24 protein-coding genes are annotated in these 25,196 nt (G+C 43.1%); 19 read left to right on the forward strand and 5 right to left on the reverse strand.

Annotation, left to right across the window (positions count from 1 at the left end; translation table 11 throughout):
* Positions 1-79: 79 nt before the first annotated feature.
* The 8 genes from FEM33_RS06260 to FEM33_RS06295 all read left to right on the forward strand — a co-directional run bounded on the left by FEM33_RS06260 (position 80) and on the right by FEM33_RS06295 (position 9,000).
* On the forward strand, positions 80-2,185 hold the full coding sequence (locus tag FEM33_RS06260; RefSeq protein WP_139011228.1) for a bi-domain-containing oxidoreductase: 2,106 nt from the start codon (positions 80-82) through the stop codon (positions 2,183-2,185).
* On the forward strand, positions 2,182-4,065 hold the full coding sequence (locus FEM33_RS06265; RefSeq protein WP_139011229.1) for a heparinase II/III family protein: 1,884 nt from the start codon (positions 2,182-2,184) through the stop codon (positions 4,063-4,065). The genes FEM33_RS06260 and FEM33_RS06265 overlap by 4 nt, the downstream gene beginning before the upstream one ends.
* Positions 4,066-4,074: 9 nt before the next feature.
* Positions 4,075-5,313 (forward strand): glycosyltransferase family 4 protein, encoded by a 1,239-nt coding sequence (locus FEM33_RS06270; protein WP_139011230.1) that lies wholly within the window; start codon positions 4,075-4,077, stop codon positions 5,311-5,313.
* A gap of 102 nt (positions 5,314-5,415) precedes the next feature.
* On the forward strand, positions 5,416-6,042 hold the full coding sequence (locus FEM33_RS06275) for a thioredoxin family protein (protein ID WP_139011231.1): 627 nt from the start codon (positions 5,416-5,418) through the stop codon (positions 6,040-6,042).
* A gap of 69 nt (positions 6,043-6,111) precedes the next feature.
* Complete coding sequence (locus tag FEM33_RS06280) at positions 6,112-7,653, forward strand: 4Fe-4S dicluster domain-containing protein (protein WP_229214114.1); 1,542 nt, start codon at positions 6,112-6,114, stop codon at positions 7,651-7,653.
* A gap of 46 nt (positions 7,654-7,699) precedes the next feature.
* Entirely contained in the window at positions 7,700-8,221 is a 522-nt protein-coding gene (locus tag FEM33_RS06285) for an NADH-quinone oxidoreductase subunit J family protein (RefSeq protein ID WP_139011232.1), read from the forward strand.
* A complete protein-coding gene (gene nuoK / locus FEM33_RS06290) occupies positions 8,218-8,529 on the forward strand; it encodes an NADH-quinone oxidoreductase subunit NuoK (RefSeq protein ID WP_139011233.1) in 312 nt (103 codons plus the stop codon). Before FEM33_RS06285 ends, nuoK begins: the two co-directional genes overlap by 4 nt.
* A gap of 24 nt (positions 8,530-8,553) precedes the next feature.
* Entirely contained in the window at positions 8,554-9,000 is a 447-nt protein-coding gene (locus FEM33_RS06295; protein ID WP_139011234.1) for a DMT family transporter, read from the forward strand.
* A 67-nt stretch (positions 9,001-9,067) separates the two neighbouring features.
* On the opposite strand, the gene FEM33_RS06300 is transcribed toward FEM33_RS06295, so the two are convergent.
* The gene (locus FEM33_RS06300) at positions 9,068-9,583 is read right to left on the reverse strand and encodes a DUF6265 family protein (RefSeq protein WP_139011235.1); all 516 of its coding nucleotides are present in this window, start codon (positions 9,581-9,583) and stop codon (positions 9,068-9,070) included.
* A 195-nt stretch (positions 9,584-9,778) separates the two neighbouring features.
* Positions 9,779-11,671, reverse strand: coding sequence for an amidophosphoribosyltransferase (locus FEM33_RS06305; RefSeq protein ID WP_139011236.1), 1,893 nt, complete (start codon positions 11,669-11,671; stop codon positions 9,779-9,781).
* Positions 11,672-11,995: 324 nt separating this feature from the next.
* Between FEM33_RS06305 and recO the strand changes: the two genes are divergently transcribed.
* Together recO and FEM33_RS06315 are read left to right on the forward strand one after the other, a co-directional pair.
* Entirely contained in the window at positions 11,996-12,691 is a 696-nt protein-coding gene (recO, locus tag FEM33_RS06310) for a DNA repair protein RecO (protein ID WP_139011237.1), read from the forward strand.
* A 56-nt stretch (positions 12,692-12,747) separates the two neighbouring features.
* Positions 12,748-13,449, forward strand: a complete 702-nt coding sequence (locus tag FEM33_RS06315; RefSeq protein WP_139011238.1) for a DUF4488 domain-containing protein — start codon at positions 12,748-12,750, stop codon at positions 13,447-13,449.
* A gap of 334 nt (positions 13,450-13,783) precedes the next feature.
* Here FEM33_RS06315 and lptB read toward each other — a convergent pair whose 3' ends face one another.
* Complete coding sequence (lptB, locus tag FEM33_RS06320) at positions 13,784-14,515, reverse strand: LPS export ABC transporter ATP-binding protein (protein WP_138283653.1); 732 nt, start codon at positions 14,513-14,515, stop codon at positions 13,784-13,786.
* Between the two features lie 31 nt (positions 14,516-14,546).
* The gene (gene recJ, locus FEM33_RS06325; RefSeq protein ID WP_139011239.1) at positions 14,547-16,259 is read right to left on the reverse strand and encodes a single-stranded-DNA-specific exonuclease RecJ; all 1,713 of its coding nucleotides are present in this window, start codon (positions 16,257-16,259) and stop codon (positions 14,547-14,549) included.
* 118 nt (positions 16,260-16,377) lie between these two features.
* Here recJ and ruvX point away from each other — a divergent pair, with 118 nt between their 5' ends.
* The 3 genes from ruvX to FEM33_RS06340 are packed head-to-tail and all read left to right on the forward strand — an operon-like array spanning position 16,378 to position 18,274.
* Complete coding sequence (gene ruvX, locus FEM33_RS06330) at positions 16,378-16,794, forward strand: Holliday junction resolvase RuvX (protein ID WP_139011240.1); 417 nt, start codon at positions 16,378-16,380, stop codon at positions 16,792-16,794.
* Between the two features lie 49 nt (positions 16,795-16,843).
* Positions 16,844-17,431 carry a peptide deformylase gene (gene def, locus FEM33_RS06335; protein WP_139011241.1) on the forward strand — a complete coding sequence of 196 codons (588 nt, stop codon included), beginning with the start codon at positions 16,844-16,846 and terminating at the stop codon, positions 17,429-17,431.
* A 42-nt stretch (positions 17,432-17,473) separates the two neighbouring features.
* Entirely contained in the window at positions 17,474-18,274 is an 801-nt protein-coding gene (locus FEM33_RS06340) for an amidohydrolase (RefSeq protein ID WP_139011242.1), read from the forward strand.
* 20 nt (positions 18,275-18,294) lie between these two features.
* Here FEM33_RS06340 and gatC read toward each other — a convergent pair whose 3' ends face one another.
* Positions 18,295-18,582 (reverse strand): Asp-tRNA(Asn)/Glu-tRNA(Gln) amidotransferase subunit GatC, encoded by a 288-nt coding sequence (gene gatC / locus FEM33_RS06345; protein ID WP_139011243.1) that lies wholly within the window; start codon positions 18,580-18,582, stop codon positions 18,295-18,297.
* A gap of 620 nt (positions 18,583-19,202) precedes the next feature.
* Between gatC and FEM33_RS06350 the strand changes: the two genes are divergently transcribed.
* The 6 genes from FEM33_RS06350 (at position 19,203) to FEM33_RS06380 (ending at position 25,190) form a co-directional block, all read left to right on the forward strand.
* The gene (locus tag FEM33_RS06350; RefSeq protein WP_138283647.1) at positions 19,203-20,042 is read left to right on the forward strand and encodes a MotA/TolQ/ExbB proton channel family protein; all 840 of its coding nucleotides are present in this window, start codon (positions 19,203-19,205) and stop codon (positions 20,040-20,042) included.
* A gap of 62 nt (positions 20,043-20,104) precedes the next feature.
* A complete protein-coding gene (locus FEM33_RS06355; protein ID WP_138283646.1) occupies positions 20,105-20,719 on the forward strand; it encodes an ExbD/TolR family protein in 615 nt (204 codons plus the stop codon).
* A gap of 34 nt (positions 20,720-20,753) precedes the next feature.
* Positions 20,754-21,329 carry an ExbD/TolR family protein gene (locus FEM33_RS06360; RefSeq protein WP_138283645.1) on the forward strand — a complete coding sequence of 192 codons (576 nt, stop codon included), beginning with the start codon at positions 20,754-20,756 and terminating at the stop codon, positions 21,327-21,329.
* A gap of 27 nt (positions 21,330-21,356) precedes the next feature.
* On the forward strand, positions 21,357-22,181 hold the full coding sequence (locus FEM33_RS06365; RefSeq protein ID WP_139011244.1) for an energy transducer TonB: 825 nt from the start codon (positions 21,357-21,359) through the stop codon (positions 22,179-22,181).
* Positions 22,182-22,402: 221 nt separating this feature from the next.
* A complete protein-coding gene (locus FEM33_RS06375; RefSeq protein WP_139011245.1) occupies positions 22,403-23,356 on the forward strand; it encodes a substrate-binding domain-containing protein in 954 nt (317 codons plus the stop codon).
* Between the two features lie 97 nt (positions 23,357-23,453).
* The gene (locus FEM33_RS06380; RefSeq protein WP_229214115.1) at positions 23,454-25,190 is read left to right on the forward strand and encodes a tetratricopeptide repeat protein; all 1,737 of its coding nucleotides are present in this window, start codon (positions 23,454-23,456) and stop codon (positions 25,188-25,190) included.
* Positions 25,191-25,196 lie beyond the last annotated feature (6 nt).

Raw genomic sequence — 25,196 nt, forward strand, 5'->3', positions numbered from 1 at the left:
TAAGTTATTAAAAATATTAAAGTTTTGTTATTGCGCGCAAGATTGTAATTTCCGCTACGAAACACACGCTATTTTATAAATGAAACAACTTACCCAGAATCTCCGGACGGGCGAAACCGCTCTGCAGGAAGTTCCCGCACCTTTGGTCAGAAAAGGCTGCGTACTGATCCGGATACATAAAAGCCTGATTTCAAGCGGTACGGAAAGAATGCTGGTAAAATTCAGCCAGGCAAATCTTCTTGAAAAAGCCCGGCAGCAGCCTGAAAAGGTCAAACTGGCCGTTTCAAAAATAAAGTCGGACGGCCTTGTTCCGGCGATCAGAACAATTTACAACAAACTCGATCAGCTGATCCCGCTCGGATACAGCAATGTGGGCACCATTATAGCCATTGGTGAAGGAATTCAGGATTTGAAAGTCGGTGACCGTGTGATCAGCAACGGGCCGCATGCAGAGATTGTTTGTGTATCCCGAAACCTTGTTGCCAAAGTCCCGGATCATGTTCCCGACGAAGATGCTGTGTTTACCGTCATTGCTTCCGTTGCTCTGCAGGGAATCAGGCTGCTTTCACCTGCAATAGGCGAAACGGTCGTTGTCACCGGTTTGGGGCTGACCGGCTTGCTGACGGCTGAAATTCTGCGGCTCAATGGCTGCCGCGTCATCGGGATTGACCCGGACGAACAAAAACGGGCAATTGCCTCCAAAGATATAATTACTCTTAATCCGGACATGACGGATGCTGAAAAGTTTGTCGCTGAACTGACAAACGGCATGGGCGCTGACGGCGTCATTATTACAGCGTCTTCCCGTTCAGACAGCATTATTTCACAAGCTGCGCATATTTCAAGAAAAAGAGGCAAAATCGTATTGATCGGCGTGACAGGACTTCACCTTAACCGGGCAGATTTTTATGAAAAAGAGCTGACTTTTCAGGTTTCCTGCTCTTACGGACCGGGACGTAATGACCATAATTATGAACAGAAAGGAATTGATTATCCGCTGCCGTTTGCAAGGTGGACAGAAAACCGGAATTTTCAGGCCATTCTGGAACTGCTTTCATCCGGCTCTCTGAATGTCAGACCGCTGATTTCCGAGATCATTCCGTTGGCAGATTTCAAAAGGGCTTATAAAAATATCAGCTCCTCAAAGTCTGTTGCCATCATTCTGGATTACCCGAAAGTTGTGAGTAATCGCTCGGTAACCCGGTTTTCGGATAAAATATTGGCCGGCAGAAAAGGCGTAACCGGAATAATAGGAGCCGGGAATTTTACCCGGACGACAATGCTTCCTTTGCTGAAAGGAACCGAGCTAAAATACATCGCCAGCACAGACGGTTTTTCAGCAGCAGAACTCGCCCGGAGATACAACATTCCTTTTGCGACCAGTGATTTTCAGGAAATATTGAATGACAAGGAAATTGATCTGGTGATGATTACAACGCAGCATCAGCAGCATGCAGCTATGGTTCTGGAATCGTTGCTGGCCGGAAAACATGTATTTGTTGAAAAACCGCTTGCTATTTTTCAGGCTGAACTGGATGAAATTACCAATGTCTGGCAAAAACTGGAACCCGGCCCGGTTTCCTTAACGGTTGGATACAACCGGCGTTTTTCTCCGCATGCTCGGAAAATGAAACTGCTCTTGAAAGACAGTCTTATGAACGTGGTTATTACGGTAAATGCAGGTTTTATTCCGGCAGAATCGTGGGTTCATGACCGTGCGAGAGGCGGCGGGCGCATCATCGGCGAAGCTTGTCATTTTGTTGATTTTTTCATTTTCATTACCGGCAGCAGAATAGAAGCCGTTTGTATGAATTCGGCCGGTAATGCCTGCGAAACTGCCGATAATGCAAGTATGCTGCTGAAATGTGAAAATGGCTCAACGGGTGTTATCAACTATTTTTCAAATGGAAACAATGCCTATGCAAAGGAACGGATTGAAGTTTATTCGCTGGGCCGCACGCTGATCCTGGATAATTTCAGGACTTTGACAGGCTACGGGTTCAGTCCTTTTACAAAACTGAAAACGCAGCAGGATAAAGGCCACAAACAGCAGTTCGGCCGGTTGCTGGAAATGGTCAAAAATGGCGGAGCGCCGCTGATCCCTTTTGAAGAAATTATCCATACTTCACGGGTAACTTTTGCGGCACTGGAAAGTCTGAAAACGTTCAGCTGGGTAAAAATATGATCCGGTTCATTCAAAATATGGGTTTCCGGTATGTATGCTTTCGTATAGGATATGAAATCCGGTTAAAATCGGGATTGCTGAAACTTCGTTTTCCGGTTCATGCCAAGGAAAAATCTTTTTCGCTGGAAAACTGGCGGTTGCAACCTGTTCAGTTTTTCTTTGATTCCGCAAAAATCAATCTGGAAAGAAATACTTCCTTGCATCAGTTAAAGGAACATGCAGAGAAAATTTCTCAGAACCGGTTTTTATATTTTTCCTCCGAATGGCATCATGCGAATGACTGGCATACCCATCCGAAAACGGGATTTACATTCGACTCCAAAAAGCACTGGACGGAAATTCCGGATTTTTCCAGGCAGGCCGGCGATATCAAGTACGTCTGGGAAAAGTCGAGGTTTACATTTTTATATGATCTGATCCGTTATGACTTTCATTTTCAGCGAGATCAGTCCAAGCTTGTTTTCGCATTCATTACCGACTGGATTGATCAAAATCCAGTCAATTGCGGACCGAACTGGCGGTGTGGTCAGGAAATAACGCTGCGGGTTATCAACTGGACATTTGCGGTTCATTATTACAAGTTTTCCGAAACACTTACGCCTCCGATTTTTGAGAAGGTTGTGAACAGCATTCGTCATCAAATGCGCCGTGTGGAAGGAAACAGCAGCTTTACGCGCATTGCCGTCCGGAATAATCATGCATTAACGGAAACTTTCGGGCTCTATTTCATTGGTTTGCTCTACCCTCTTTTTCCGGAAAGCGGTAAATGGAAACAGAAAGGAAAGCGCTGGTTTGAACAGGAAATTGCTTTTCAGATTGATGATGACGGCACATTTTTGCAGTACTCCATGAATTATCACCGCATTGCAGTTCAGCTACTGACAATGGCTATTTGCATAGCGGAAAAAAATCAGGAAAAATGGCCGGCACATGTATATACGCTTGCAGAAAAATCACTGCATTTTTTACAGGCATGTCAGGATGGAATGACAGGCTGGCTTCCGAATTACGGCAACAATGACGGCGCTTTGTTCTTTCCGTTAACCGATTGTCACTTTCGTGATTTTCGCCCTCAGCTTGCAGCGCTGGCAAATGCTTTAAAACGGGATCATGCGTATGGAATTGGAAAGTGGAATGAGGAAACAAGCTGGTTCTCAGGAGAAAATCAGAAATTCGCAAGTCCGAAGCAAACATCGAAATACGGAAATTTTGAATTTAAAAGCGGCGGCTATTATATTCTGAAAGACCGGTTTTCACTTACTTTTCTGCGCTGCGGAAGCTATGAAAAAAGGCCGTTTCAGGCGGATAATCTGCATGTTGACATTTGGGCAAATGGCATAAATATACTGCGCGACGGAGGAACATTTCAGTATAATACCGATGAAAACCTGATCCGGTATTTTGCCGGTACGGCGTCGCACAATACGGTTATGATCGGCGATTTTGATCAAATGCTGAAAGGCCCGCGCTTCATCTGGTTTGGCTGGATCAGAAAAGCTTGGGGGAAAATCCGGTTCTTAAATTCTGATCTGATTGTAATAGAAGCTGAATTTGAAGGTTTTTACCGCGTTGCGAAAGGAATCAGACATAAAAGGAAAGTTTTTAAAGAAGCCGGCAAACTGCACTGGATTATTGAAGACAGTCTTGAAAATGTTCCGGCAAATCTGCCCATGAAGCAAATCTGGCATCCGTGTGAAAGTTTTTTTGATCATTATGAAATACATGCGCAGGATGAAAAGGGAAACCGCATGGAATATGTAAAAAGAAAAGGATGGAATTCTGAAAGTTACGGGCAGAAAACGGATTGTCCTGCGCTTGTCTTTTCAACTTTTGGAAGATTTATACAAACGACAATCAAAGCCCGCAACAAGGACGGCTAAACACACACGATGCATATACTTTTAATTCACCAGTTTTTTCTGGAAGATTCGGACGGAGGCGGCTCGCGCTGGAATGAAATGAGCAGAATCTGGGTTCAGGAAGGCCATAAAGTAACGGTTATTGCAGGCACGGCGCATTATATGGATTCAGGCCATGGCGGCAATGGAAAGAAATATATTACGCAAAAATTCAATTGCAATCAGGTTGAAGTGATTCGCTGCCGCGTTTCCGGGAACTATAATTCGGGTTTTGCGGGCAGGCTTCTGGGCTATTTTTCCTTTACTTTTTCCGGTGTCTGGGCCGGGATTTTTCAGGCGAGAGATAAGTATGATCTCATTCTTGTTACTTCTCCGCCGTTGTTTGTCGGGATTACGGCCGTTGTGCTTTCGCGGCTGAAACGGATTCCTTTTGTATTTGAAATCAGAGATTTATGGCCTGAGTCCGCTGTTGATACCGGCGTTTTAACCAATAAGTTCCTGATTTGGCTCGCTTTCCGGTTTGAAAAATATTTATTAAAAAAAGCAACGGCAATAAGCGTCCTGACGCCCGCTTTCCGCAATGCTTTGATTCATTTAAAAAATGTAGATCCTGAAAAGATCATTTGTATCCCAAATGCTGCCGATTTCAGCATTTCTGCCGAGGTTGCAGGCGATTTTGATCGTGACGCTTTCCGGCGGGAGCAAGGTTTTGAAAACAAGTTTGTGATTGTCTACGTCGGGGCGCATGGCGTTGCAAATCATCTTGAACAAATTATTGAAACAGCTGAAATCCTGAAAGATACAAATGCATATTTCCTGCTGATCGGTGACGGAATGCAAAAGAAAGCGTTGATGCATGAAGCGCAGAAACGTTGTCTGGAAAATGTCCGATTTATGGATACGGTTCCCAAAATAGAAGTGTTCCGGTATATTCTTGCATCCGAAATAGGCATGTCTGTTCTGAAAAAGGCGGATACTTTCAAAACCGTTTACAGCAATAAAACTTTTGATTACTTCTCATGCCGGAAACCGGTCTTGATGGCCATTGACGGAATTTCACGTGAACTTGTTGAAAAGGCAAATGCAGGCGTATTCGTGGAGCCGGAGAATGCAGAGGATTTTGCAGAAAAGATAAGAAAATATATGAACAACCCGGAACTGATCCGTGAACAGGGCAATTACGGATACAATTTTGCCAAAAAGCATTTTGACAGGCATGTTCTGGCGCTGAAATATTTGAAATACCTTGAAGATACAGTTTGTAGATAACTTCATTTTCAATCTGCCTTTCAGGAAATCGGAGCGTGTTTTACATTGAAAAACATGAACTGAAACAGTATACAATGGGTTTCTTATTTAAAAGAACACCGAATGAAAAACGCAGCACATTTGTTTCCGTATGCCGTTACCGAAAAAGCTTATTCCTATTCGGATTACATGGAGTTGATGGAAAAAGTGGTTTTGGAAAACACAACAACAGGCTTAAAACAATCTGAGGATTTAAAACATTATACAAGGCTTAATTTGTCCAGAATGCAGCGCCTGAATAAAAAGGTTACGGTTAATGAAGATTTGAAAAAGACCATCAGCCAGTTTCAGTTTCCTCAAACCTGGTTTATTCTGACAGAAGCGTGGTGCGGTGATGCAGCACAGAATATTCCTTCCATTGTGGCATTGGCTTTATTCAATTCTCAGATTACGGTGAAATTGCTGCTGCGGGACGAAAATCCGGAAATAATGGATGCCTACCTTACAAATGGCGGCCGTTCCATTCCGAAACTGATTGCCCTGGATGAAAACTTCAATGAGCTTTTTACCTGGGGGCCGCGTCCGGCCGGTGCGCAGGAAATGCTGAAAGCATATCAGGCAAATCCGGTAAAACCTTACATGGAATTTGCAGAGGACATTCAGCGCTGGTATATTTCTGATAAAACGGAATCTATTCAGAAAGAGCTGAAAGAACTTCTGGAAGGTGTTCTGATCGAAAATAAGTTTTAATATAGTTTGCTCTATATTTGTCAGAGACATTGTCCTGCAAAATGGAGCAGCAAACATTTAAATATAATCTTGTCGACCTACTTTAAAAATATATCAGAAGGGATCAGCACAACACTGACGGGCATGCGACTGACATTGCGCCATTTGTGGAGTGCACGCAACCGCCGGAAACCCGGCGATATCCGTTCAGACAATTTCTACGATCTGCAGGAGGGAATGGTGACGATTCAGTATCCGCTGGAAACGATCCCGATTCCGGATAACGGCCGTTACCGCCTGCATAACGAGATTGATGATTGCATTGTCTGTGATAAATGTGTGAAAGTGTGCCCGGTGGATTGCATTGACATTGAGCCGATCCGGGCCATTGAAGAAGTCGGACGTGCATCGGACGGTTCGCCGATCCGCTTGTACGCTGCGAAATTCGATATTGATATGGCCAAATGCTGCTATTGCGGCCTTTGTACAACGGTTTGCCCGACGGAATGCCTCACAATGACCAAAACTTTTGATTACAGCGAGTTTGATGTACGGGATATGGTTTATAATTATGCCAATCTTACTGCGGAAGAAGCGGATGAAAAACGTATGCTGCTCGATCAGTTTCAAAAGGAAAAAGAGGCGTTGAAGGCGGTGAAGAAGGCGGGTGTGAGTTTGGAGGAAAGGGAAGAAGGGAAGAAGGAGGAAGGACAGGCAGTTGCTGCCAGGCCGGCTTTTCAGCCTAGGAAACCTTTGATTGCGAAAATGGAGGAAAAGGAGGAAGGGAAGAAGGAGGAAAAGGTAGCTGCTCCATTCAGGCCATCGATGAAGCCGAAAGTGGTTTCGGATGAAAATGCGGAAAAATCCGTTTCGGAAACTTCTGCGGAAGCTGCGCCTGCGAAGCCTGCGTTTCGTCCTACGATGAAGCCGAAAGGGATTTCGGATGAAAATGCGGAAAAGCCTGTTTCGGAAACTCCTTCGGAAGCTGCGCCTGCAAAGCCTGTGTTTCGTCCTACGATGAAGCCGAAAGGGATTTCGGATGAAAATGCGGAAAAGCCTGTTTCGGAAGTTCCTTCGGAATCTGCGCCTGCGAAGCCTGCATTTCGTCCTACGATGAAGCCGAAAGTGGTTTCAGATGAAAATGCGGAAAAGCCTGTTTCGGAAACTCCTTCGGAAGCTGCGCCTGCGAAGCCTGCGTTTCGTCCTACGATGAAGCCGAAGACGGTTTCGGATGAAAATGCGGAAAAGCCTGTTTCAGAAGTTCCTTCGGAAGCTGCGCCTGCGAAGTCTGCGTTTCGTCCTACGATGAAGCCGAAAGGGATTTCGGATGAAAATGCGGAAAAGCCTGTTTCGGAAGTTCCTTCGGAATCTGCGCCTGCGAAGCCTGCATTTCGTCCTACGATGAAGCCGAAAGGGATTTCGGATGAAAATGCGGAAAAGCCTGTTTCGGAAGTTCCTTCAGAAGCTGCGCCTGCGAAGCCTGCGTTTCGTCCTACGATGAAGCCGAAAGTGGAGGTCAAAGCAGAGGCGGAAGCGGATAAAGAAATTAAGACAGAAGTAAAAGAAGGTGAGAAAGTCAAGCCAAAAGTGGTTTTCCGTCCGACAATGAAGCCCAAGCCTTCAAAAGAATAACGTTATATTTACAGCCGGAATTTTCTTCATTGATTAATTGATAAAAATGGAAGCAGCAGCATTTTATGGATTTTCAGTATTGTCAATTGCTGCTGCTTTTTTCATTTTGTTTTCCAGAAACCTGATTTATGCTGCTTTTGCATTGTTTCTGACTTTTCTGGGAGTTGCTGCATTGTACGTTCTTGCCGGCGCCGATTTTCTCGGCGTAGCACAAATCATGATTTACGTCGGAGGAATTCTGGTTCTGCTCATTTTTGGTATTATGCTTACGCATAAACCGGACAAGCGGGACAATGCTACCGCGCATAACAAGATTGAAATACCAACCAAAAGAGAAATATGGGGCTTTTTGCTTGGTGCCGGATTCTTTGTTTTTCTGGGCCGGATTATTTTTTTATCCGATTTCAAAATGGCCGGAAATTCCATCAACAGCAAATCAACCATAAAAACAATCGGCGTCGAATTGATGACAAGTCATTTGCTCCCTTTTGAAATAGCCGGCATATTGTTGCTGGTTGCGCTTGTTGGCGCAGCATATCTTGCACTAAACCGCAATCCTGCGTCATGAATATGATTCCGATACAACATTACCTTCTGGTCGGCGCAGCGCTGTTCAGCATTGGACTGGCTATTGCAGTAACCAAGCGGCATTTTATAGGAATTCTGCTGGGAATAGAGCTGATGCTGAATGCAGTGAATATCAATCTTGTCGCTTTCAGCCGGCATGATCCTGAAAAACTGAGCGGACAACTTTTTTCTCTTTTTGTGATTGTGGTTGCAGCAGCCGAAGTTACCGTTGCACTCGGCATTATTTTAAGGGTTTACGGCCGTTTCAGAACAGTGGATCCGGATGAAGTAAGTGAGTTGAAAAAGTAAATGGCAGCTCACGTCTGAAATTTTATGAACTGGTTTTTTTTACTTCTGGCTTTTCTGATCGGTATCAGCAATGCGGTTCAATCCGGTGTAAATGCGCAACTGCGTGAATCGCTCAACAATCCGATCCTTGCGGCAGTTACTTCTTTTCTGGTCGGGCTTGCTGTTCTGCTGATTGCTTTTGCATGTTTTAATCAAAGTCCGGTTCCGGGATTCAGCCAGATCCGGCAAATTCCCTGGATTCGATTTACAGGCGGTATTTTCGGTGCATTTTACATCATTACAGTAATATTCATTATCCGGGAAATAGGGCCTGCCAATATGATTTGTCTGGTTATAGCCGGACAAATGGTTGCAGCAATCACCATTGATCATTACGGTCTGCAGGGATTTGCCGTACATCAAATTACATTGCCAAGAATACTCGGAGTAATACTGCTGGTTATCGGCGTTTATCTGATCCTTAAAAACTAGCTTTAAAGCAAAAAAGCAGCCATTTATAAAAATGCTGCTTTTTTGTTACTCAACAAACTGATATGAATTAAGGAATACGGTTAAATACGAACAAATCGACGAAAACCCATTTATTGTTTTCCATCTTGCCTCTTTGAATTACCAGCTGGTTCTGCGAACGTCTTTCATAAATGATCCTTACAGAAACATCGTCTTTTTCAAATAAAGCCTGGTTTTTCTTGGCTTCAATAAAATTGTAACGGTCCGAAACTTCTTTTTCTTCAAGTGCTATCAAGCCCGGCTTGAAATGTTTTACCATGGCAACTGGCCCTTTTTCAGTTTGTTCAAAGGCAAAAACCTCGTAAAGCGCAGGTTTGTCATCTTTGATCATGCGAATGTAACCCATGATATTATTTCCTGCCGGAGCTGTCCATGATGCTTCAATCGGACCGCCGTTGTAATTTCCCAGCCAGTGACCTTCAAGAAAGCTGATGTCATTGAGCGTTCCGGTTTTTGTTTGAGCCTGTGCAAAAGCGGCAAATAAAAAGAAAGTAAAGATTAAGCTGTAAGTTTTAATGGACTGTGGTTTCCTGAACTGGATCATCTGGATTTAGGTTTTTATTTAAAGAAGCAAGATACAGGAAATACAACTTTCCGTACAAGCATTTTTTTAAATAGACTTACTTGCGGGATCAAATTTTGGTAAAACGGTATGCTGCAAAATCAGGATTCCGGGTTTACAGATACAAAAAAAGCCGTTCTGAATATCAGAACGGCTTTTAACAAACCTTAATTTATATTAATAAGCTCTTTCCAGTTTGCCTTCGTAAGAATTGGAAAATGCTTTGTTGACTACTTTATTTCCTCCCAAAGTCGGGTAATTACCTGTAAAATACCAGTCGCCAAGATGATCCGGGCAGGCTTTATGAAGGTTTTCAACCGTTTGGAAAACTACTGAAATCTCTGCGTTCAAGTCTTTCGGACGAATGATTTCGGCGATTTTATCCGAAATTTCCTTGTCAGTAAAAGGCTCGTAAAGTGCTTTTACGTAATTGGTATGATACGGATTTTTGGTAGCAAGGGAAGTAACGCTTTGTGTATACACATCTTCCAGCAAGTATTCCAGATCACGTTCTTCCAATAGTTTCAGAACCGCGCGGTAAGCAACAAAATCTTTCATTTTCGACATGTCAATACCGTAGCAGTCTGGGAAACGGATTTGCGGGGCAGAAGAAGCGACTACAATTTTCTTCGGGCTCAGACGATCAAGCATCGTCAGAATGCTTTTTTCAAGCGTCGTTCCGCGTACGATGGAATCATCAATAATAACGACCGTATCCACATTTTTACGCACAACCTCGAAAGTTGTATCGTAAACGCTTGAAACCATATCGTCGCGCAAGGCATCGGCCGTGATAAAAGTCCTGGATTTTACATCTTTCGTTACCAGTTTTTCAATTCTCGGCCTGAAAGAAAGCACTTTATCCAGATCGGCTTCAAAAAGAATTCCTTCCATAATCGCCTGTTTGCGCTTTTTGGCGAGATATTCTTCCAACCCTTCGATCATTCCCAGAAACGCCGTTTCGGCCGTGTTCGGAATGTATGAGAAAATGGTGTTTTCAAGATCGTAATTGATCTCCTTCAGAATCTGCGGAATCAGCAGTTTTCCAAGCTGCTTGCGTTCGTAATAAATATCCGGATCGGTTCCTCTTGAAAAATAAATCCTTTCAAAGCTGCACGAGCGTTTTTCAAGTTTCGGCAGAATCGGGAATTCATTGTACTCCCCGTTTTTGTCAATAATCAGGGCTGAACCCGGCGTAATTTCCTGGATCTGGCCGTAGTCCACGTTAAAAGCAGCTTTTATAGCCTGTTTTTCAGAAGCGACAACCACAACTTCATCGTCAGCATAATAAAATGCCGGACGGATTCCCGCCGGGTCACGGATGACGAAAGAAGCGCCGTAGCCGGTAAGACCGCACATGGCATAACCGCCGTCAAAGTCGCGGCACGATCTGTAAAGCAGTCGCTGAAGATCAATATTTTCTTCTATAACATCGGAAAGTGTCGGATTTTCATAAATTCCCTTGAATCGTTCGAAAACCCTCTGATTTTCTTCATCCAGGAAATGTCCAATTTTTTCCATTACCGTTACGGTATCCACTTTTTCTTTCGGGTGTTGTCCCAGAGAAACCAGTTTACCGAAAAGTTCATCCACGTTGGTCATGTTGAAATTTCCCGCCATGACCAGGTTCCGGCTTCTCCAGTTGCTCTGGCGGAGCATCGGGTGGCAGTTTTCAACTTCATTGGAGCCATGCGTTCCATAACGCAAATGTCCGAGCCAGACCTCGCCGGTAAAAGCAAGGTTTTCCTGCAGCCACTTTGCGTCATTGGCGCGGTCCTTGTTGTTTTTTAAACCTTTTCTGAATTTCTTGTGGATTTTGGAAAAGATGTCCGTAAGAGGCTGAGGTTCAACGGACCTGTATCTGCTAATGTATCGTTTCCCTGGCGGGACATCTATTTTGATATTGGCAACTCCGGCTCCATCCTGTCCCCGGTTTACCTGTTTTTCCATCATTACCGACAGTTTGTGCACGGCATATAGCGGCGTTTCATACTTATCGATGTAATATTGATATGGTTTCCTAAGACGGATCAGTGCTATACCGCACTCGTGCTTAATGGCGTCGCTCATAAGAAGAGATATGCGTTAGAAACATTTTTGTTTGCTGGTCTGCAAAGCGTATTCGCTGAATAATAACGGAACGAATTTGCATTCCTGTTTAGTTCGCTAATAGTACAAAGGTACAAATCCTTTAGCTTAAAAAACTCCAAAACCATTCTGATTTTTAAATCTTTAATCGTAAAAAAACAATACCGGATAATAAAAACATTGCTGGGATTCTGCACGCGTCTAATCTGGAAATTGTCAGGCACTTTAAAATGCTGTTAATTACAGGATCAGGTTTCAAGTATTGGAAAGATAACTAAATTTGATCAAATGGCTTAATTTAAAATTATGTTATACAAAACCAAAGGCGTGGCATTAAGTTACATCCGTTACCGGGAATCTTCCATTATTGCAAAAATCTATACCGAAACCTTTGGAATACAGAGTTATATCGTAAATGGAATAAGAAGCAGCAAGTCCAAATCGAACCGGATTGCGCTTTTTCAGCCGCTTACTTTGCTGGATTTGGTCGTTTATCACAGGGAAAAAGAAGATACCGTTCACAGGATTTCGGAAATCAAATGCTATGCGCCTTTTCTGACGGTCCCTTATGACGTGATTAAGTCCAGTCTTGCGCTTTTTATGACCGAAATCCTTGCCAAGACGTTAAAGGAAGAAGAAAGCAATCCGTATCTTTTTCAGTTTATTGAAAACTCGGTTTTGTACCTCGACGCAGCCGAAAACAAGTTTGAAAACTTTCATATTCAGTTCCTTATACAGCTTGCATCATTTCTGGGCTTCGGGATAGAAACGATTCAGGATCTGGAAAATGAACTGAAAAGCAATCATTATCCGGACGCGCTGGATGCTTCGGAATTCGATGCGACCGAGCAGCTGATCCGGCACGGATACGGGCTGAGCGTTCCGATGAACAGAAGCCAGCGGATCAGGATTCTGGAAAAGCTGCTTTTCTTTTACAAAATTCACATGGACGCGCTTGGCGAGATCAAATCCATGGAAGTGTTGCGTGAAGTGTTGAAATAAAAGGAAATTTGTGGCATAATTTTGATGACGTATACCGCATAATTAAACATGAAGCCATGAAACATTTTCTTTTAGCCATCCATTTACTTGTTTCCGCTTATGCTTTCGGGCAAGTTCCCAAAGGAGCGTGGAAATCGCAGGAGCCGACCGGCAGCACTTCCACACTGATTGTAGCGGACAATTATCTTTCCATTGCATCATATAGTGTAGGAAATAAATATTTCGAGCGTGCAGAAGGCGGGCCTTTTACAATGAATGGCAACAAAATGACTTATACGCCTGAATTCAATTCGGCGGATACTGCAAAAGTCGGCATTCCGGTGGAATTTACAGTAACCATAAAAAGTGGAATTTTAACACTCCGGTATGAGGAAGCCATGGTCTGGATGCGGGTTGACGATGCTGCATCTGCTCCGATGGCCGGCGCGTGGCACATCACAGAACGTGCCGCAGAAGGCGGCGAGTTGGTCAAAATTCATCAGGAAGGAACCAGGAAAACACTGAAACTGCTTTCCGCAACCCGGTTTCAATGGTTTGCGATTGATCCGGCAGTGAAAGGATTTTATGCAACCGGCGGCGGAACTTATAAGGTTCAGGACGGAAAATACACAGAGAACATTCAGTTTTTCTCAAAGGATAACAACCGCGTGGGCTCTTCCCTGAAATTTGATCACAAACTGGAAAACGGACGGTGGGATCACAGCGGTAAAAGCAGTGACGGCAAACCGGTGCATGAAATCTGGGAAAAGATCCAATAAGCGTGCATTATTTAGATTTATTCAAAAGTAATTTGCTTATTTTTTTGAATGATTCTAAATAGCTTTTACATTTGTCTGGGTTTAACAGCAAATGGAATGAGCACTTTTAGTTTGAATGAAGCGGTTGTAATTTCTGATGAAAATGATTTCTGTATTAAATCATTGAATGACAGTTTGGAATGTGTCTTTAAAAAGTGCTGTGAAAAGTATAAGAAAAAAGGAAAGCATTGTAAAAAGTGCCCTAAAAAATAAGTTCTAAGGCATCAGGCTGCTATACATATCCGAATTTACTGAATGGAATGCAGGGCTGTATTCCATTTTTTATGTTCGGAATCTATACTTTTCTTTTCAGTTCGAAATGCTGGCCTAAATAAACCCTGCGCACTACTTCGTCTTCGGCCAGTTCTTCGGCTGTTCCCTGTTTCAGTATTTTTCCTTCAAACAGAAGATAAGCCCGGTCTGTAATGGACAAGGTTTCATTTACATTGTGATCGGTGATCAGGATGCCGATATTTTTATGTTTCAGCCTGGCAACGATGCTTTGAATGTCCTCCACGGCAATCGGGTCCACGCCGGCAAAAGGTTCGTCAAGCAAAATGAACTTCGGATCAACAGCCAGTGACCTTGCAATTTCCGTACGGCGGCGTTCGCCTCCCGAAAGCACCATTCCTTTGCTTTTACGGACATGCCCGAGGTGAAATTCCTCGAGCAGTTCTTCCATTTTCAGTTTCTGGTCATTTCTGGAAAGGTCTGTCATTTCCAGCACCGCCAGAATATTTTCCTCAACGGTAAGCGTACGGAAAACGGACGCTTCCTGCGCAAGATAACCAAGCCCAAGCCTTGCGCGCTTGTACATCGGCAGGCTTGTAATATCCTTGTCGTCAAGATATACTTTTCCGCTGTTCGGCTTGACCAATCCGACGGCCATGTAAAAAGAAGTGGTTTTTCCAGCGCCGTTGGGCCCGAGCAAGCCTACAATTTCACCTTGTTCAACCTGATAACTTACATTATTATTTACAAGACGAACCCCGTATTTCTTTACAAGGTTTTCGGTTCTTAGAATCATTGTGCGTTTGTTGTGAGTTTCTGAAATTGCTTCAATGAATTTTGATGTCTTTCAGAGACAATTGTAACGTTTTTTTATCCCGGAAGTTATTTTCTTCCAGGCAATAGCAAATTGAAAAAGGCTTTCCGCTTATCAAATCAGGATAAAAGCGTGACATACCAAAGCCGACTGCGGTGAACACATCCGAATCATTCTGCTTTACTTCAAATTTGATGTGTTTCTCTTTCATCAGCGTCGGCCTTCCGGCCAGTGTAACATTGCGCGATTCAAATACGGGCGTCATATTGCCCGGCCCGAACGGGCCCATCTGCCGGAGAATATTATAGAATTTGGGATTAATGGCTTCCAGTTCCAGCGGCATGTCAATATTGATCATCGGCACAAGCTGATCCGGAAGAATGCGGCTGCTGACAATATCATTGAAACGCGTCCTGAAAGCTTCAACATTTTGCAAAGGCAATGTAAGTCCGGCTGCGAACGTATGCCCGCCGTATTGTTCCAGCAGATCGGCGCATTCTTCAATGGCTTCATACACGTCAAAACCCGGGACCGAACGCGCAGAACCGGCAGCTTTGCCGTGCGATTGTGTAAGTATAATCGTAGGACGGTGATATTTTTCAATGCAGCGGCTTGCCACAATTCCGATAACCCCTTTATGCCAGTCTTCTTTATACAGAACGGTACTTTTTGCATCTGAGAAGAAATCATCGTTTTCAATCATCAGCAGAGCCTGTTCGGTAATGCTCGTGTCAAAATTACGGCGTTCGCTGTTATGCCGGTTTATTTCCTGGGCAAATTCCTGCGCTTCTTCATCCAGTTCCGAAAGCAACAATCTTACCGCTTCCTTTGCATGCTTGATTCTTCCCGCAGCATTGATTCTAGGCCCCAATCCAAAAACGACATTGGTTATATCCAGCGTACCGTTCAGTCCTGCAATCTGGATCAATGCCTTGATTCCCGTTCTGGGCGCTGCATTGAGCCTTTGCAAACCGTAATATGCCAGAACCCTGTTTTCACCCGTAATCGGGACAATGTCAGAAGCAATGCTTACAACCAGCAAGTCGAGGTAATCGTAAAGCAACTTCGGATCCATGTCATGCTGCAAGCAAAATGCCTGCAGTAACTTGAAACCGACGCCGCATCCTGTTAATTCCTTGTAAGGATATTCACAATCCGTGCGTTTTGGATCGAGTACGGCTACGGCGGGCGGAAGTTCAGTGCCCGGGCGGTGATGATCGCAAATGATAAAGTCAATTCCTCTTTCAGCGGCAACAGTAACTTTGTCAATGGACTTTATGCCGCAATCCAGCGTAACGATTAATGTAAAACCGTTTTCCTTGGCCCATTCAATACTTTGCCATGAAACGCCGTAACCTTCTTCGTAGCGGTCGGGAATGTAATAATCGAGATGGGCGTAAATTCTTTTCAGGAATCCGTAGAACAATGCGACCGAAGTTGTGCCGTCCACATCGTAATCGCCATAAATCAGTATTTTTTCTCCGTTTGCAATGGCCGAAGTAATTCTTTCAACGGCAAGGCTCATATCCTTCATCAGAAAAGGATCGTGAAGGTGAGCAAGATCCGGCCTGAAAAAAAGCCGTGACTGTTCGAAATCGTGAATGCCGCGTTGTACCAGCAGGCGGGCCAAGGGCAAACTTACTTTTAAAGATTCTGCCAGTTCCTGAGCAACCTGTTGTTGTTCAGTAGTGAATTCAGTGTTGTGTATCCAGCGTTTTTCAATCATAACACAAAGATAATCGGATTCTCGCAAGCGTGTATCAAAATCTAATATCACTCCAAACAACAGGAAAAGCTGGTTGAAAGCGCTTATCTTTGTGAATTATTAACATACTTTAAGATAAATGCCCCGTCTTCTGGCAATTGATTATGGTTCCAAACGCTGCGGAATAGCTGTAACAGATCCTCTGCAGATTATTGCAACGGCTCTTGAAACGGTTCGGACACATGATCTTCCGGATTTTTTAAAGAAATATACGGTGCAGGAAAATGTCGAGGCGTTTATTATCGGGATGCCGAAAAAGCTTGATAATACAGACAGCGAAAATGCAGCAAGGGTTAGCGCATTTATAAAAACCCTTAAAAAATCTTTTCCGGATATTCCCGTTCATACACAGGACGAAAGGTTTACTTCTTCCATGGCGCTTCATTCCATGATAGCTGCCGGTTCCAAAAAGAGCGACCGACGGGAAAAAGGGAACATAGACAAGATTAGCGCAACGATTATTCTTCAGTCTTATATGGAAAGCAGAAGACAATGAAGCAAGGTTCAAGAAAGTAACTAAAACGAGTACATAATAACCATTACAAATGATTTATCCTATTGTAGCATACGGCGACCCGATACTCAGAAAGCCTACGCAGTTCATAGAAAAAGATGCACTGGATCTCAAAAAGCTGTCGGAAGATATGTTTGAGACTATGCACGCGGCAAATGGTGTCGGGCTGGCCGCACCGCAGATCGGAATGAACATACGGGTTTTTGTTGTGGACGGAACGCCGTTCAGTGAAAAAGATGATGAGGACGAAGACGATGAGCCGGACCTTTCACTGACTGATTTCAAAAAGACCTTCATTAATCCCGAAGTGCTGGAAGAATATGGCGAGGAATGGGCGTTTGAAGAAGGCTGCCTCAGCATTCCCGGCATCCGAGGAGATGTGTACAGACCGGAAAGTCTGAAAATCCGTTACCGCGATACGGACTGGAATGAACATACCGAAGAATATTCAGGAATGGCCGCCAGAATCATTCAGCACGAATATGACCATTTGCTTGGAAAGCTGTTTGTGGATTATCTGCCGACTTTGAAAAAACAGTTCATCAAGAGAAAGCTGACAGATATTTCGAAAGGCAATGTAGATGCAGATTACAGAATGCGGTTTTCCAGCCGTAAATAAAGTTTTAATGGTTAGTAGAAATATAAACATATCTTCTTGCCAATGACTTCAGAACAGGAGCATAAAACTTTGTCTGCTGCTTTGGTCCAGACGGACATTTTCTGGGAGGATGTAACTGCCAACCTTGCTGCGCTTGAAGAAAAGATTGCGGCACTTGCTGAACCTGTTGACATCATTGTCCTTCCTGAAATGTTCAATTCCGGTTTTACCATGAATACGGCAGTAGCCGAGCCGATGGGGCTGACTACGACGCGCTGGATGAAGCAGATTGCCATGAAAACAAATTCGCTAATTATCGGCAGTTTTGCCGTAAAGGAAAACGGAAAATTTTACAACAGACTGCTTTGCGTTTATCCGGACGGCACGTATCTGTACAATGACAAAAGGCACCTTTTCAGCATTGGCAAAGAGCATGAAACTTATACATCGGGAAATTTGAAACTGATTCTGGAATGGAAAGGCTGGAAAATTTGCCCGCTTGTTTGTTATGACCTCCGGTTTCCGGTATGGAGCAGAAACAGAATGTCGGATTATTACGATCTGCTTATCTATGTAGCCAACTGGCCTGCAAAGCGCAGTCATGCCTGGAACACTTTGTTACAGGCCCGGGCAATCGAAAACCAGAGCTATGTAATTGGTGTAAACCGAACAGGAACGGATGGAAACGGACTGGAATACAAAGGTGACTCTGCTGCACTTGATTACCTGGGCGAGCCGGTCTGCATGTTGTCTTCGGCCGAAACGGAAAAAGTAGCTTATTTTTCCAAAGCAGATCTGCAAAACTACCGGAAAGCTTTTCCTGCGCTGGAAGATGCAGACGATTTCAGCCTTAGTGTTGAATGATTGGACAAAGTGCCGTATTCTTACTCAATCACTTTGGGAACCATAATGTACGTGCTGTTTTTTGACGGTGCGTTGGATAAAGCTTCTTCACGAGACAAAATATTTACACTTTCATCTTCCCGCCAGTTGTTCACCTCGTCCATAATGTGCGTTAACGGTTCCACGCCCTCAGTATTCACCTGGTTCAGCTGTTCCATCCAGGTCAGTACCGAATCCATACTGCCAAGTATGGCGCTCTCTTCTTCAGGTTTGATCTCAAGCCGGGCCAGATTAGCAATTTTCTTCAGAGATTCCTGATCAATTTTCATTTTTCTGTTGGATAGTTGTTATGAAGAAGTCAGATCTTCAGTTCAAAATTAGAGGATTTCTGCAATAACGTTTTCAGTGAATGGCGCAAATTTTTTCTGAACGTGTTCGTTTCAGATGAATGACACGGCCTGATTCGGGGATTATGGCAGATATTTCAGGTGAGCTGAAAAATTTGATTTAACAGAAATTTAAAAAATCTTGTTCAGGTACATAGTAGGAGAAAATAATATTTGCTTTTCTAAGTTAATGTTGAAATATTATTAAAATACATTGGATGGTTTGAAAAACATGTTGGCAGCTATTATCCTGAAGAGTACAATTATGTATAATTTCGAATAAAACTTATACCACGTTCTTAATCAGCATCAAAACCATATGAAGGGGTTTAAGTTTAATGCCTTCAAATCTTTAGATAGTGCAATTTGAAAGAGAGCGTGTGAAAATTATGCGAAAAAAACTGAGGAAATGCTTGCTTTTTTTTAAAAGGAAAACTCATACTTTTGTAAGAGTCGATTATTGAAAACACATTCAAAATTTTATTTTACCAAATCCAGTTTTAACCAAAAGTTTTATTTAATTCACAACCAAAATCTCAATTTAACCTTTAAAAGTAAGTCTGATGGAAAAGAAAGCTACAAGTCCGGCACCAGCTCCAAAACCTGCTGCGGCAGCAACAAAAGGAAAAGGCGGTTTGAACCCGGCATTGGTAATCCCTCTACTATTTGCAATTGCATTGTGCGTTTATCTTTTTGTGTTGGGTGCGCCTGAGCACTTTAAAGATGGCGATCACGCAAAAGGCCCAATCGATGGCGATTATTACGGAATTGTTTACAAAGGAGGCCCTATCGTACCAATTTTGATGACTTGTTTCCTGATCGTATTGACATTCACAATCGAGCGTCTGATCACTTTGAGCAAAGCAAGCGGAACAGGAAGCATTGATTCATTTGTTCGTAAAGTAAGAAGCCTGCTTGACAAAAACCAAATTGAAGAAGCAATCAAAGAATGTGACAAGCAAAAAGGATCTGTTGGTAACGTTATCAAAGCAGGGCTTTTGAAATACAAGCAGTTAACAACTGAAACTGCGCTTGATAAAGAACAGAAACTGGCTGCTCTTCAGAAAGAAATCGAAGAAGCAACTACGCTGGAACTTCCAATGCTTCAGAAAAACCTTACAATTATCGCGACACTTGCGGGAGCTTCAACACTTTTGGCTCTTCTTGGAACGGTAATCGGTATGATCAAAGCGTTTGCAGCTCTTGGTACATCAGGTTCTCCTGACTCCGCTGCACTTGCAACAGGTATTTCTGAGGCCCTTATCAATACGGCACTTGGTATCGGTACATCTGCAATCGCTACGATTTCATATGCTTACCTGAACAGCCGTGTTGACGATTTGACTTACAGCATTGATGAAATAGGCATGAGCCTTCAATCAAACTTTGCTGCACATTATTAATAGTTCAATGAACTAAAGAATAGTGTAGTTACGTTAATATAAAAAAAACTTATATATTTGTTATGGCAAAAGTAAGACCTAAGAAGCATGCTCCGCATACGGATATGACGGCGATGACAGACGTGGCGTTCTTACTACTGACATTCTTTATTATGACGGCAACTTTTAAATCGAACGATGCGGAGATAACCACTCCCTCTTCGATTTCTCAGATCAAAGTTCCGGATGATGACATTATGATCATTAGTATTGACAAACAGGGCAAGGTGTTCTTTGGAGTTGATGCAAAGCCGGTTCGCGCGGCAATGCTTGAAAACATTGGTCAGTCAAAAGGCATTACATTTACTGAAACAGAAAAAGCGAAATTTGCTCTTCAGACAAGTTTCGGATTTCCGCTGAATCAGTTGAAGCCTTGGCTGAATATGCCGAAAGAACAAATGCCTAACGTAAAACAGCCTGGTATTCCTGTGGATTCAACGGGTGCCAGCGAATTGGCAGACTGGGTGTATGCTGCACGTAAAGCAAACAGTCAGCTGAGAATAGCTCTAAAAGGAGACAATGTTGCAAAGTTCCCTGTGTTTAAGGACGTACTTTCTAATCTGCAATCGCAGAATATAAACAAGTTCAACCTTATAACAGGTAGCGAACAAGCTCCTGCCGGCTTCACAAACGATTAATAAACAAAAAGTAGAATTTTAATCAGAAGAAAAAATGGCAGCAATTGAAGAATCTGGTGGTGGTGGTAAAGGCGACGGTAAGGTTCGGGGTAAGAAAATGTCAACCCGTGTGGATATGACACCTATGGTTGACTTGGGATTTTTGCTCATTACCTTCTTTATGCTTGCAACCACCATGTCAAAGCCAACATCCATGTCTTTGGCTGTACCTGATAAAACCGAAGATCAGGAAAAAGATACCGAGCCTTTAAAGGCATCCAAGGTATTGACACTGTTCATGGGTGAAAATGATGATGTTTATTATCTTGACGGCGTTGCGGCGGATGATGACAAAGCAGAAGCATCTCTGAAAACAACCCGCTACGGATATGACCTGAGAAGTGTAATTTTTGCATCTCAGAAGCGTATCAATGCTGCAAACCCGAAGGATGACAAAGGTAATGAGGCATTTGTAGTTGTAATCAAGCCTACTCCTGTATCTACATACAAAAATATGGTGGATGTTCTGGATGAAATGGCCATTACAAAATCAAAACGTTATGCGCTCGTAGACAATCTGACTGATTCAGAGAAAAAATTGTTGGGAGACAGAATTAAGCCTAAAAACTAGTTTTAAATTAAAAATCAATAAAGCGCCATGGCAGAAATTAGCCCGAATGCAACACTGGATGATATAGTGTTTGCTGATCGTAATAAGGCGTACGGTGCATTTGAACTTCGTAAAGGCTATCGTGCTGATGTTACGAAGGCTACTTTAATCGGAGCTGCACTTTTTGTTCTTGCAATGTTTACGCCGTCAATTATCAACAAATTGACAGCCGGCAAAGAAGAAGAGGAAGTTATGGTTGAAGTGGATTTAATGAATATACCGCCGCCGCCTATTGATCCTGCAGAACCACCTCCGCCACCTCCGCCGCCGGTAGAACAGCCTAAGGTGAATACTGTAAAGTTCTTGCCTCCTGAGGTTAAGAAAGATGAAGAGGTTCCTGAAGAGGTTCCGCCTCCAACAGTAGAGGAAATCAAGGAAGCTGTTGTAGCAGACAAAACGATCGAAGGTGATCCGAATGCCAACGAAATCATTGTAGCACCGGAAGCTGTTGCTGCTCCAAGTAAAGGTACAGTGGTTGAAGCTGCCCCGGAACCAGAAAAGGTGTTTACAGTCGTGGAACAACAGCCGGAATTCCCGGGAGGTACTTCTGAAATGTATAAGTATCTGGGTAAGAACATCAAATACCCAAGTGCTGCATCTAGAGCAAACGTTTCAGGAAGGGTTTTCATGTCATTCGTTGTAAATACGGATGGAAGTATCCAGGACGTACAAGTACTGAAAGGTCTGGGCTTTGGTTGCGATGAGGAAGCCATCCGCGTTGTGAAAGCAATGCCGAAATGGAAACCGGGCAAGCAATCAGGACGTGCCGTTCGTGTGAAGTATAACCTGCCAATTAACTTCCAATTGGAGTAACTCATGAAGGAAAAACCATTGCATGAGAAGATCGGTGATCTAACCTCTGTGTTGATGGCTCTGACATACATAGGAGGAGGGATCTTTTTGATTCTCTCCTCCTTATCATTTAGGCTGTTACCAATTGGTAGTTTACCAAGATACGCATTTGCTGGCATACTTATTTTGTATGGTGGTTACCGCGGTTACAGGGTTTGGAGAAGACGAAATCAGGAGGAATTATGAAATTTTTGCTAGCAGGTTCTTTGTTTTACGTACTGGTTAGTTTGGGCTTGTCTGGTTGCAGTTCCAATTCTGAACAGCTGGATAATCCCAGACAAGGAACAATTACTATTGCTTCCGATGAATCCTTTAAACCGCTGGTACGGGCATTGACAAATGCTTATGAAGGTATTTATCCCAATGCGCATTTTGTAGTTGACTACAAGCCGGAACAACAGGCAATCCGTCAGCTTTTGCAAGACAGTGCAAGGATCGTATTTTCAACCAGGCAGCTGAATGAAAAGGAGCTGGATATCATCAAGAAGCAGAAAGGAACACAGAAATTTCAGCATATTGCTACGGATGGATTAGCTCTGGTTATCAGCAAGACAAACTCGGATAGCCTGATTACAATGAATGAAATACGTGCGATTTTTGAAGGTAAAATCAAAGACTGGTCGCAATTGAAAGGCGGAAATCAGAAAGGGTTAATTACACTTGTTTTTGACAATGCCAATGCCAGTAATCTGAATTTTATTCTTCATAAATTTGGAATAACAAACATCCAGCATTTACGTATTATTTCATCTGGATCGAACGAGAAAGTAATTGAAGATGTAAAAGCAAATCCGTTGCACCTGGGTTTTATCGGAGTGAACTGGATAAGCGACGGCCATTCGCTGGCATCCGAGGAGCTTTCAAAAGGAATTCATGTAATGGGTGTTTCCAAGAAAGCAAATCCTGATTCACTTACTGATTATATACAGCCGTTTCAGGGTGGACTGGAATTCAAACGTTATCCGCTTTTCAGGGATTTGTATATCATCAGCAGAGAAGGCTATTCCGGACTGGGTGGCGGATTGATGACTTATATCGCAAGAGATGTCGGAGGTCTGATCATTCAGAAAATGGGATTGCTGCCAACTGTGCCTTATCCGCGGGAGCTGGAAATTACAACTGGGAAAAATTTTTAGTACTGTAACACAATTTAATAGATTTGGAACTTGTTAATAAAAAACCAAATTTTTTATCATTAAATTAACCGGGTAAAAAATGAACAGAAACATGAGAATGAAATTAGTAGCATTGGTATTTGGATTATTGGCTTTTGTAAACCTGCAGGCACAATCAGTTCAGGATGGCTTGGCATTAATCCACGGAGAACGTTATAATGAAGCCGGAGATCTTTTTAAAAAATTAGCTGAGGGAAGCCCTTCCGCAGATAACCAGTATTATTTAGGTTATTATTATGTAAAAACAAATCAGCTTGACGAAGCTCAGAAAGCTTTTGAAAAAGGGATTCAACTGGATGAAAAGTCTTATCTGAATCATGTCGGACTTGGTACCGTTGCACTTGGTAAAGGGGATAAAGTAAAAGCAAAAGAACATTTTGACATGGCTGAAAAGAAAAAGGGCAAAGATGCTCAGGTTCTTTTCAGAATAGGAGAGGCTTATACGCTGTTTGAAAAACAGAATGATCCTGCCGAGGCAATCAGATTGTTGGATGAAGCCATCAAAAGAGACAAAAACCTTGCTGATGCCTACATCGCAAAAGGTGATGCATTGATGCTTCGCAACGAAGGTGGTGCCGCAGTAACTGCATATGAATATGCCTTAACAGCAAAACCAAATTATGCTGCTGCGCATAACAGCATCGGACAAGTTTATCTGAGAGGTAAAAACTACAATCTGGCGCTTGAAAATTACAAGAAAGCCATAGAAGCAGATCCGAACTTTGCTCCTGCATACAAGGATCTTGCAGAACTTTACTTTTTTGCTCAGAAATACAAGCAAGCAGCAGAAAACTTTGATCTCTATATCCAGAAAAGCGGAAGCACAGACCCTGAAATGAAGCTGCGTGCTGCTCAGTTTGCTTTCACAGCTGATGATTATGCAAAATCACTTCAGTTGCTTGAAGAAACAAAAGGAAAAATTAACAACCCGATTACGTTGAGAATGTACGGCTGGTCTTATTTCAAGACAAACGAGCCGGATAAAGCAATCCAGAATCTTTCTGAATTCATGAAAGTTGCTCCGGACAAGATTATTGGTGATGACTACAAATATCTTGGACGTGCTTACAATCAGAAAGTAACGGACGGAAAAGGATATGACTCGACAGGTGTATCTTACATCCTGAAAGGTGCTGACATGGATACCAGCAAAACAGAAGCTGCAAATACTTACAAAGAAGTTGCGGCACTGTATTATGCTGCCAAGGACTTTAAAAATGCAGCTGCAACGTACGAAAAAGGAATCTCTTTGGATACAGCAAAAGCAAGCGCAAACGACTACTATTATCTGGGCCTTTCGAATTTTCAGACTGCACAGACTTACATCGTTCCAACTGCTGCTGATTCCAACTATGCTGACAGTGCGCAAATTGCGATGGACAAGAAGAACCTTTATCTGAAAGCAGATTCGATTTTTGCAACAGTAACGCAAAAACTTCCGGATTGGCCTTACGGATATTACTGGCGTGCAAGTACACTCTACAATGCGTATGACAGACAGGAAAACATAGACAAAGGAATTTCTGCTCCGTACTACCAAAAGTTGACAGAGCTTGCTGAGGCTGATCCAGATCCAAGTAAATTTAAATCTTACCTGAGACTGGCCTACGGATATCTTGCATTCTATAACCAGACAACGCTGAAAGATCAGGCTAAGGCGAAGGAATACTGGGAAAAACTCTTGAAAGTTGATCCGGACAATGCGTCAGCCAAAGAAGCGCTTGGACTTGCAGTAGCTCCTGCTACACAACCGGCAGGTGGCAAAACAGCAACTGCTACTCCCAAGAAAAAGTAATCAGTA

Source organism: Dyadobacter flavalbus (assembly GCF_006149045.1).
GTDB classification, from domain to species: Bacteria; Bacteroidota; Bacteroidia; order Cytophagales; family Spirosomataceae; genus Dyadobacter; species Dyadobacter flavalbus.

Excerpts from the sequence above, each read along its gene's own strand:
- gatC (WP_139011243.1), bottom strand. The coding sequence starts at position 18,582 with ATGAAAATTGATCAGGAATCTCTGAAGAAAATTGCTAATCTGGCCCGG.
- FEM33_RS06295 (WP_139011234.1), top strand. The coding sequence starts at position 8,554 with ATGAACTGGTTTTTTTTACTTCTGGCTTTTCTGATCGGTATCAGCAAT.
- FEM33_RS06270 (WP_139011230.1), top strand. The coding sequence starts at position 4,075 with ATGCATATACTTTTAATTCACCAGTTTTTTCTGGAAGATTCGGACGGA.
- FEM33_RS06260 (WP_139011228.1), top strand. The coding sequence starts at position 80 with ATGAAACAACTTACCCAGAATCTCCGGACGGGCGAAACCGCTCTGCAG.
- FEM33_RS06380 (WP_229214115.1), top strand. The coding sequence starts at position 23,454 with ATGAAATTAGTAGCATTGGTATTTGGATTATTGGCTTTTGTAAACCTG.
- nuoK (WP_139011233.1), top strand. The coding sequence starts at position 8,218 with ATGAATATGATTCCGATACAACATTACCTTCTGGTCGGCGCAGCGCTG.
- FEM33_RS06350 (WP_138283647.1), top strand. The coding sequence starts at position 19,203 with ATGGAAAAGAAAGCTACAAGTCCGGCACCAGCTCCAAAACCTGCTGCG.
- def (WP_139011241.1), top strand. The coding sequence starts at position 16,844 with ATGATTTATCCTATTGTAGCATACGGCGACCCGATACTCAGAAAGCCT.
- FEM33_RS06355 (WP_138283646.1), top strand. The coding sequence starts at position 20,105 with ATGGCAAAAGTAAGACCTAAGAAGCATGCTCCGCATACGGATATGACG.
- FEM33_RS06285 (WP_139011232.1), top strand. The coding sequence starts at position 7,700 with ATGGAAGCAGCAGCATTTTATGGATTTTCAGTATTGTCAATTGCTGCT.
- recJ (WP_139011239.1), bottom strand. The coding sequence starts at position 16,259 with ATGATTGAAAAACGCTGGATACACAACACTGAATTCACTACTGAACAA.
- FEM33_RS06360 (WP_138283645.1), top strand. The coding sequence starts at position 20,754 with ATGGCAGCAATTGAAGAATCTGGTGGTGGTGGTAAAGGCGACGGTAAG.
- FEM33_RS06300 (WP_139011235.1), bottom strand. The coding sequence starts at position 9,583 with ATGATCCAGTTCAGGAAACCACAGTCCATTAAAACTTACAGCTTAATC.
- recO (WP_139011237.1), top strand. The coding sequence starts at position 11,996 with ATGTTATACAAAACCAAAGGCGTGGCATTAAGTTACATCCGTTACCGG.
- FEM33_RS06265 (WP_139011229.1), top strand. The coding sequence starts at position 2,182 with ATGATCCGGTTCATTCAAAATATGGGTTTCCGGTATGTATGCTTTCGT.
- FEM33_RS06315 (WP_139011238.1), top strand. The coding sequence starts at position 12,748 with ATGAAACATTTTCTTTTAGCCATCCATTTACTTGTTTCCGCTTATGCT.
- ruvX (WP_139011240.1), top strand. The coding sequence starts at position 16,378 with ATGCCCCGTCTTCTGGCAATTGATTATGGTTCCAAACGCTGCGGAATA.
- FEM33_RS06275 (WP_139011231.1), top strand. The coding sequence starts at position 5,416 with ATGAAAAACGCAGCACATTTGTTTCCGTATGCCGTTACCGAAAAAGCT.
- FEM33_RS06375 (WP_139011245.1), top strand. The coding sequence starts at position 22,403 with ATGAAATTTTTGCTAGCAGGTTCTTTGTTTTACGTACTGGTTAGTTTG.
- FEM33_RS06305 (WP_139011236.1), bottom strand. The coding sequence starts at position 11,671 with ATGAGCGACGCCATTAAGCACGAGTGCGGTATAGCACTGATCCGTCTT.
- FEM33_RS06365 (WP_139011244.1), top strand. The coding sequence starts at position 21,357 with ATGGCAGAAATTAGCCCGAATGCAACACTGGATGATATAGTGTTTGCT.
- FEM33_RS06340 (WP_139011242.1), top strand. The coding sequence starts at position 17,474 with ATGACTTCAGAACAGGAGCATAAAACTTTGTCTGCTGCTTTGGTCCAG.
- lptB (WP_138283653.1), bottom strand. The coding sequence starts at position 14,515 with ATGATTCTAAGAACCGAAAACCTTGTAAAGAAATACGGGGTTCGTCTT.